The following is a 7,515-nucleotide window of genomic DNA, read 5'->3' on the forward strand; positions in this document are numbered from 1 at the left end:
TCGCCGGCGCCGCGTACCGGCGCTCAGTGATCAGCACTTCGACAGACCAGTGTCCAGCGGCGCAGCGCGCAGCGGCTCGATCGGGGCACCACGGCACACCCGGAAACCGAAGTGGTTGAGGCGGGAGTCCGGAGCGTTGTTGTTGCGGTATGCCGCGCGACAGTTCCACGTGTCGTGGTACCACGCCCCGCCGCGTAACACGCGGGGCACGCCCGCCTTGGACCCGGCACGGCCAGGCTTCTTATACGGGTTCAGACACCATTCCCAGACGTTTCCGGACAGATCCAGGACCGGCCAGCAATCCGGTGCACCCAGGGGATACATGCCCACCGCAGTCGTCCTGCCGATGCCGCTTTCGTAACTGTTGGCGCGCATCCTGTTCCACTCGCCGCGCCAGGGGTACTCCTCGCTTCGGCGCCTGCCTGCGCCACCCATTGCCATTCCCATTCGGCCGGCAGGCGGACGACCTCGTCGGCCAGCCCCAGGCGGTTGCTCAGCCAGCGGCAGAAGGCGACGGCGTCGTACCACGAGACATTTATCGCCGGGTAGTTGGCAAAACCCCAGCTTTCGGCGCCCGGCTGATCTTCGTGCTCGAGCCCGTCCCACCAGCGCGGATCGCGATAGCCATCGGCGGCATCGACGAAAGCGCGATATTGCCGCCAGGTGATCGGGTACTTGGCGATCGGAAAGTGGCGACCGCGAAAGTCTCGGGTGGCTCCGTTTCCAGCGTCACCTGGCCCGCCGGGATATCGACCCAGACGAGGTCGGGCAGCCCTGCTGCGTCGACGCCGACGCCACGGCGCGGATCGCCCATCTGGTTGAGGCGCAGGCCGATTTCCTCGCGGCGCTGGTGCGGCGTTTCGTCGGAGCGCAGTTCGTCGAGCAGGCGCAGCGGTTCGGGAGCGAGGAAGCTCTGCAGCGGCTCGCTCAGCACCGCTTGCAGCGCGCGCCAGGCGTCGATGCCGGCGTCGGCGAAGTCGGGGTCGGGGTCGGGCTGCGCGCTGCGCACAGGTGCGGGATTCAGCGCCAGCAGCGCCTGGAGCGCCGGCTTCTGGCGTTCCCAGGTCCAGCGCAGGAGGTCGCTGTGGCGAGCTTTTCCGGCTGGCCGGACGCGTCCTCCCGGGTCCTCGCCTTCTGCCAGTCGCCGGCCGCCTGCTCGGCCTGGCGACGCAAGGCCAGCTTGTCGGCGTAGCGCGCGCACCACTCGCGCAGGCGCGGCCAGTGCTTGAGCAGCGTCTCGTGCGCGAGTTCGACGTGACGTTCGTCGGGATCGGCGAGCAATCCCTGCGCGCGCAGGGCATCGACCAGCACGCTGACCATGGCGTCGGCGCGCAAGGGCTCGACCGCCGCCGTGCGCCGCGTCGGCAGCTCGTCGATGACCGTCGCCAGCTCGGCAAACAAGCGCTCGCAGGCGTCGGCCAGCAGCGGATCGTCGTCGATCGCCTGATCGATTCCGGCCGCCGCGCTCTCGACGATTTTCGGCAGCCCGCCCATGCGCTGGTAAGCGGCGAGCGTCAGTCCGTCGGCGGGGTCGCGCCGCACGAACAACTGCGTCAGCGTCAGTGCCAGCAGTGGCAGCGCGCCGGCCATCTCATGAGCGGCGGGCAACAGCTCGGAGAGCAGTTCCGGCTGCACGCCAACACCGCTTTCGGTGGCCGGGTGAACGATGATCTCGCGCAGCCGGGTTTCGTCCCTGATCGCATCGAGAGGAGCGAGGGAACTGGCGAATACCTCGCCGCCGAGCCACTCCATCAGGCGGTGCATGAATTCGCTGCGCAGCGTCAACACGAGAAAGAGCGACGGGTGGCTGTGCAAGGCCTCGAACAGCACGCGGAAGCGTTGCGCAGTGTCCGGCGGCGTCTGCGTGAACAGCTCTTCGAACTGGTCGGCGAAAAGTATCACCGGCACGACCGGCGCGAGCGGTGCCTGCCGCTTGCCGAACTCGGCGATGGCCTTAGCAACGACCTCTTGCGGGCTGCTATCGAGTTCCTGGCTGAGCCGCTCGACGCGCGGTTTGCCCAGGGGCAGGCGCTCTTCGGGCAGAGCCCGATCGAGCGTCTCGGCGAGTTGCCGGAAGGGATCGGCTTGCGGCTTGAAGCGCAGATAGGTCAGCGGCGCGTGGAGTCCGCGCAGCGCCGGAACGACTCCGGCGGCGACCAGCGACGACTTGCCGGTTCCCGAACCGCCGACGACGCTGACGAAACGGGTTTGTTGGAGGCGCTCGACGACCCTTGCCGTGTCCTTTTCCCGGCCGAAGAAGAAGCGGCAGTCCTCGGGCTTGAACGCGGCGAGTCCGGGGTAGGGGTTGGCGATGTCCTGCGGCGGCGCTCGATCGGGCGCAGCCGGCTGCGCACTTGCCGACACCGATACCGGCAGCGGCGGCCGGGGGCGCAGCTTGCCGACCTGCGGGGCCGGCGTCGGTGGCTGGTCGGTGAGCAGGCGGTAGAGATCGTCGTATTGATCGTCGAGCCTGAAGCTGCGGGAGTCCTTCAGCGGCAGCGGGATGAAGCGTTCGTCGCCGGCCGGCGGCAGCACCGGCACGAAGCGCTTGTTGCTGAACTTGTCGTCGTAGAGCGCCTGCGTGATGTGCTGCGACTCCCAGCGAACGCCGCGCCCGCTGCCAGCTGCCGCGTCGTTGCCGTCGAATCGTTGGCGATACTCGTCGGTGCACACGACGAGCACCCAGTCGGCCTGCTCGATCTGCTCGCTCATCCACCAGCGCCAGCCTTTTTCCAGCCAGGTGACGTAGCGGTCGATGACCGCCTCGACGCCGTCGGCGCGCAGCCGGTTGGCGAGGGCCAGCACCCACGCCGAATGGCCGTCCGATTCCTGGGCATAGCTGATGAAGACACGTAGCGGGCGATCGATCATGGCTTGCGGGCGTGGGTGGCCGCCAGGGCGTTGGCAAGGAATAATAGAAGGTATCCGCTTGCGCTGGCAAACAGTTCCCGGTGGGCAGCGTGTGCCAGCGGAACGGATAGCGGCCCGCTCAAATGAGGTTGATGGTTTCCTTGTAGAGCGAGTGTCCGCAGAGGGGCGTCCTGCCATGCAGTTCCGCGCGCCCGATGGTGCGCCACAACCATGCCGACCGGGGTGGCCGATGATCGTGCACGATTACGACAGTCCGCGTTCTTCAAGGCGGAGTGAGAGCGTTAGCCATGTCGGTAAACACTTGTCTCGCAGGCCATGCCCGCGTCCCGTCCCACCCTGACACGGCGCACCCACCCTCGCCTCCCCACCTTCAAACCCGCGCCAGATACTCCGCCATCCTTGCCCGCTGCTGCGCATCCGGCAACCGACCAAGACCCGCCGCGAGGTTATCTTGCAGGTGCTGCACCTTGCTGGTCGCCGGGATGACGCAGGTCACGGCCGGCTGGGCGAGGATGAACTTGAGGAAGAACTGCGCCCAGCTTGCGCAGTCGAACTCCGCCACCCATTCGGGTAGCGGCTTGCCGCGCACGTGCGAAAACAGCGAGGCTTTGGCGAAGGGTCGGTTAATGATGACGGCGATGCCCAGATCCTGCGCCAGCGGCAACAGGCGTTTCTCGGCATCGCGTTCGGCCATGCTGTAGTTGATCTGCACGAAATCGGGTTTTTCGGCCCGCAGCACGGCTTCGACATCGCGGTAGGCGCTTTCGTGGTAGTGGGTGATGCCGAGGTAGCGGGTGCGCCCCTGCTGCTTCCATTCGCGCAGCGTCGGCAGATGCACCTGCCAGTCGAGCAGGTTATGCACCTGCATCAAATCCACGTGTTTCGTCCGCAGCCGCGCCAGCGAAGTTTCCATCTGCCGGATGCCGTCAGCGCGGCCGCTGGTCCACACCTTGGTGGCGAGGAAAAGGCGGTCGCGCACGCCGAGCTTCGCCGACAGATCACCGACTACCGACTCAGCGTGCCCGTACATCGGGGAGCTATCCACCATCTGCCCGCCAAGCGCGACGAAGCGCGCCAGCACCTTCTCCAGCGCCGGATCGGCTGAATCCGGGACGTCGAAGCTCTGGTAGGTACCCAGCCCGACGGCGGCAATCAGCTCACCGGACGACGGGATGCGCCGCCTGAGCATACGGGTGTCAGCCGTGCTGCTGGTGGCAGGTGCCGCAGCCAATGCACCGCTGGCAAGGGCCAGCCCGCCGGCGGCAATCGCCTTCAGCGCCGCGCGCCGCCCGTCAAACACCGGCTCTCCATCGCCTGCTTTCATTCCGCTCTCCTTTCATTTCGGCGCGGGCACCATCGTTGACTCACTACTCACGATGCGCCCGGCACTGTTCTCCCGGACTCGCTTTCCGACGATGTCTCGGCCACCTTCTGCTGGTAGCGCCTGCCGAGCTTGATTCCCAGCCAGGCGAGCGCCAGGGCGCCGGGAATCGCCGCCAGTGCCACAGCCGGCGTGCCCAGCCCGGCGGCGGCGTGCAACCAGCCGCCAAGGGCATCGCCAGCGCGGGTCACTACCGTGTCGAGGACGTTCTTGGCCTTGTAGCGGGATTCCCGCTCGACGGCCGTGAACAAGGCCTCGCGTGCCGGGCGCATCAGGCCATGCGTGCCGGCGCGCGAAATGACCTGGATAAAAAGCACCACGGCCAGCACCGGGATCGCCGCCAGCACCGCCAGCGGCACCGCCAGCAGCAGGGGCACCGCCGCCAGGGTGATGCCGAGGCCCAGCTTCTGCATCAGCCGACCGGCGACCAGTGCCTGCAAGCCGAGGGCGAGCAGGTTCACCGCCAGGTCGATCAACGCGAAGAGCTGGGTGCGCGCCTCGGGCGCCAGGGCAGCCGCCTTGACCAGACGCGCCTGCTCGAAATAGACGAAGGTGCCGACCACGCTTTGCAGCACGATGGCCAGCGCGATCATCGCCAGGTAAGGGGATGACGCCACCTCTCCCAGCCCGGCCAGAATCCTGCCGCCGAGCGGCCGGCCTGCCTCGGCACGGGTATGGTCGTCCACCACCCGCAGGATGCACAGCAGCGACAGCATCATCAAGGCGGCCGACACCAGCAGCAGGCCATGCACGCCGACGGCATGCACCGACAGGGCCGTGATCGTCGGGCCGACCAGCGCGCCGCTGCTGCCGCCGGCGGCGATCATGCCGAACAGGCGCCGCGCCTGCGCATGCGCGAAGCTGTCGGCCATGGCGGTCCAGAACAAGGAGACGACGACCAGGTTGAAGACGCTGACCCAGACAAAGAGAGCGAGCGCCGCGGCCGGTGAAGCGCCACCGGCAATCCAGGCCTGAAAGCCGGCCAGCACCAGGGCAGTGATGCCGAAGACGCTCGCCAGCAGAACCCGGCGCGGCAGCCGGGCCGCTGCCCAGCCATAGAGCGGGACGATGGCCAGCATGCCGACAAGGGTCAGGGTGAATGCCCATTGCAGCTTGTCCGGCCCGATCTCGACGCCCATTTCCTCGCGTACCGGCCGCAGCACGTAGTAGCCGGCCAGCAGCAGGAAGAAACCCGCAAAAGACCAGAACAGGGCTCGTCCCTCCCCCGGCCGGCAATCGACCAGCCGCGCGCAGCGTGCAAGCCATGCCGGTGGTACCGTCACCCGCCGCCCTGCCCGGCAGCGCCGAGCACGATATCGAAGCGGGCGAGCAGCTCGCCCCCGCCAGGCGTCTGCTCGAAGGCGACGATCAGGGCGGCCCGCGCCAGTGGATCGCGCACGCTCTGCAGCAGGCCGTCGCCGGCGTTTTCCGCGGCGCCGGCGACGTACATCTGGGTTACCAGCGGCGCCTGGCCGTCCACGGTGATGGCGAAATGGATATGCGGTGCGCGGCCGGGATAGGCCACCGGCTTGATGGTGCGAAAACGATAGCCGCCGTCGCTGCCGGTGGTGAACCGCCCGTAGCCCTGAAAGTTGGGGTCCAGCGGGCGCTCGCCGCGATCGCCAGGATGGTGGTAGCGGCCAAACGCGTTGCACTGCCAGATTTCGACGCGGGCAGCGGCCAGCGGCTGGCCGCTTTCATCGAGAATGCGGCCGTGCAGATTGCAGATCTCGCCGCGCGCGATGCCGTTCTGCCCAGCGACGCTGACCAGGTCGTTGTCGTTGTCGAGCGGCAGTTGTCGCGGGTAGAAAGGCCCCAGTGCCTGCGGCGGGGTGCGCAGCAGTCCCGCCCAGGCAGGGGCGGCGAGCGCCAGCCCGGTGACTGAGGCGGTGGCGAGCAGGATGCGGCGGCGGGCTGAATGAGGCATGCGGATCTCCGGATGTCGTTGACTGCGATACTACGCTACCGACTTTCGACTCGCTCTGCCGCGCAGAATTCCATTGGCAAGCCCTGCGGACACGCACCCGCTTTCGCGCTGACGGCAGTTACGCAATGACTACGGCCTGCGACGGGCGAAATGCGTCCTGAAAGGAGCGAATTCGGCGGGCTTTAGCGGCGGCGTCGACCCGGCTTTCCATCCTGAATAAGGTCGTCCTTCGATCCCTTGATATGGGCGACATCGCTTACCGAACGTGCAACCTTTACATCAAAGCCAGTTAATACGTACTCACCGGGCTGGATAACAAACGCATAGGGTAAGAACTTGTTGTCCACAGACAATTTGGACGGTGTTTCAAGATCTAGGGACAGGGGCTTCGGAGCGTCAACTGGGGATTTCGTAAATGTCAGCGCCTGAAGTTGTGCGTTCTCGAATTGACCGCATTTCCAAGTACGACCCCAATTTACCTGGATAATGAGAATTCCGAGGTCTGTCTTGTAGCTGTCCGCCTCTAGGTTTACTGGCTCTGCCGCACCGGCGAGTGCAGGCAGCGACCCGAGTATCGCTATTGTGTGCCGCAGATTTTTGAGCATTCGTTTCTTCCGTGAAGTTAAACTTTGTTATGGAGAGCAGCTTCTTGCATAGCTCGGCGTCGCTCGGAACGCTGGAAGAATTACCGTCGCAGGCTCCGCGCCCTGAGTTTGCTATTTCTATTCAGTTCCAAAAAACTCAACAAACGGCACTTCGTGGACCAAGTTGATAGCATACACTCAGGCCGCTTCAATGGCCGCTTTAGGCTGATTTCCCCACCGTCTCTTCCTGGCCGAAAGCGACGGTAGGCACACCCGACACCGCGACCGTCGAAGACCTACGGCGCTACCAACTCCATTTGGTCGATCACGGTATCTCGCCGATCTCGCTCAATGCGGCGATCAGCGGCTTGAAGTTCTTCTTCGACATCACGCTCGACCGCGGCGAATTGATCGCCAAAATGCAACCGGTGCGTGTGCCACATAAGCTGCCGGTGGTCTTGAGCCGCGAAGAGATGGGCCGCCTGCTCGCCGCGGCCGGCAACCTCAAGCACCAGACGGCGCTCTCGGTCGCCTATGGCGCCGGGCTGCGCGTCAGCGAAGTTTTGCCGCTTGCTGCGACGGAATAGTGGAAAGCTGTCGCTTGGCACAGAACTTGTTAAGATCAATTGTCAGAAGTTCATACGCGCCCATGGAAATGCTGCCCAACGACTGGTATGCCATCGCCGCCCTGGTCTTCATGCTTGGCATGAAGCATGGCTTCGATGCCGACCATCTGGCGACCATCGACGGCC

At 65.8% G+C, this 7,515-nt stretch carries 5 protein-coding genes and 2 pseudogenes; 1 reads left to right on the forward strand and 6 read right to left on the reverse strand.

What is annotated here, in order from left to right; all coding sequences use genetic code 11:
- Nucleotides 1-30: 30 nt before the first annotated feature.
- From V5B40_RS25190 to V5B40_RS06230, 6 genes and pseudogenes are all read right to left on the reverse strand, one after another.
- A pseudogene (locus V5B40_RS25190) lies at nucleotides 31-1,070 on the reverse strand (formylglycine-generating enzyme family protein).
- A complete protein-coding gene (locus V5B40_RS06210; RefSeq protein WP_332353695.1) occupies nucleotides 1,021-2,871 on the reverse strand; it encodes a TIR and AAA domain-containing protein in 1,851 nt (616 codons plus the stop codon). The pseudogene V5B40_RS25190 and the gene V5B40_RS06210 overlap by 50 nt, the downstream one beginning before the upstream one ends.
- A 370-nt stretch (nucleotides 2,872-3,241) precedes the next feature.
- Complete coding sequence (locus V5B40_RS06215) at nucleotides 3,242-4,195, reverse strand: aldo/keto reductase (protein ID WP_332353696.1); 954 nt, start codon at nucleotides 4,193-4,195, stop codon at nucleotides 3,242-3,244.
- 47 nt (nucleotides 4,196-4,242) lie between these two features.
- Nucleotides 4,243-5,535, reverse strand: a complete 1,293-nt coding sequence (locus tag V5B40_RS06220) for an NTP/NDP exchange transporter (protein WP_332353697.1) — start codon at nucleotides 5,533-5,535, stop codon at nucleotides 4,243-4,245.
- The gene (locus tag V5B40_RS06225) at nucleotides 5,532-6,179 is read right to left on the reverse strand and encodes a protocatechuate 3,4-dioxygenase (RefSeq protein ID WP_332353698.1); all 648 of its coding nucleotides are present in this window, start codon (nucleotides 6,177-6,179) and stop codon (nucleotides 5,532-5,534) included. Before V5B40_RS06225 ends, V5B40_RS06220 begins: the two co-directional genes overlap by 4 nt.
- A 182-nt stretch (nucleotides 6,180-6,361) precedes the next feature.
- A complete protein-coding gene (locus V5B40_RS06230; RefSeq protein ID WP_332353699.1) occupies nucleotides 6,362-6,784 on the reverse strand; it encodes a hypothetical protein in 423 nt (140 codons plus the stop codon).
- A 248-nt stretch (nucleotides 6,785-7,032) separates the two neighbouring features.
- Here V5B40_RS06230 and V5B40_RS06235 point away from each other — a divergent pair.
- Nucleotides 7,033-7,335 (forward strand): annotated as a pseudogene (locus tag V5B40_RS06235) (tyrosine-type recombinase/integrase); the annotation flags it as partial.
- Nucleotides 7,336-7,515 lie beyond the last annotated feature (180 nt).

Origin of the sequence: Candidatus Accumulibacter meliphilus, assembly GCF_036625345.1 — a bacterium.
Lineage (GTDB): Bacteria > Pseudomonadota > Gammaproteobacteria > Burkholderiales > Rhodocyclaceae > Accumulibacter > Accumulibacter meliphilus.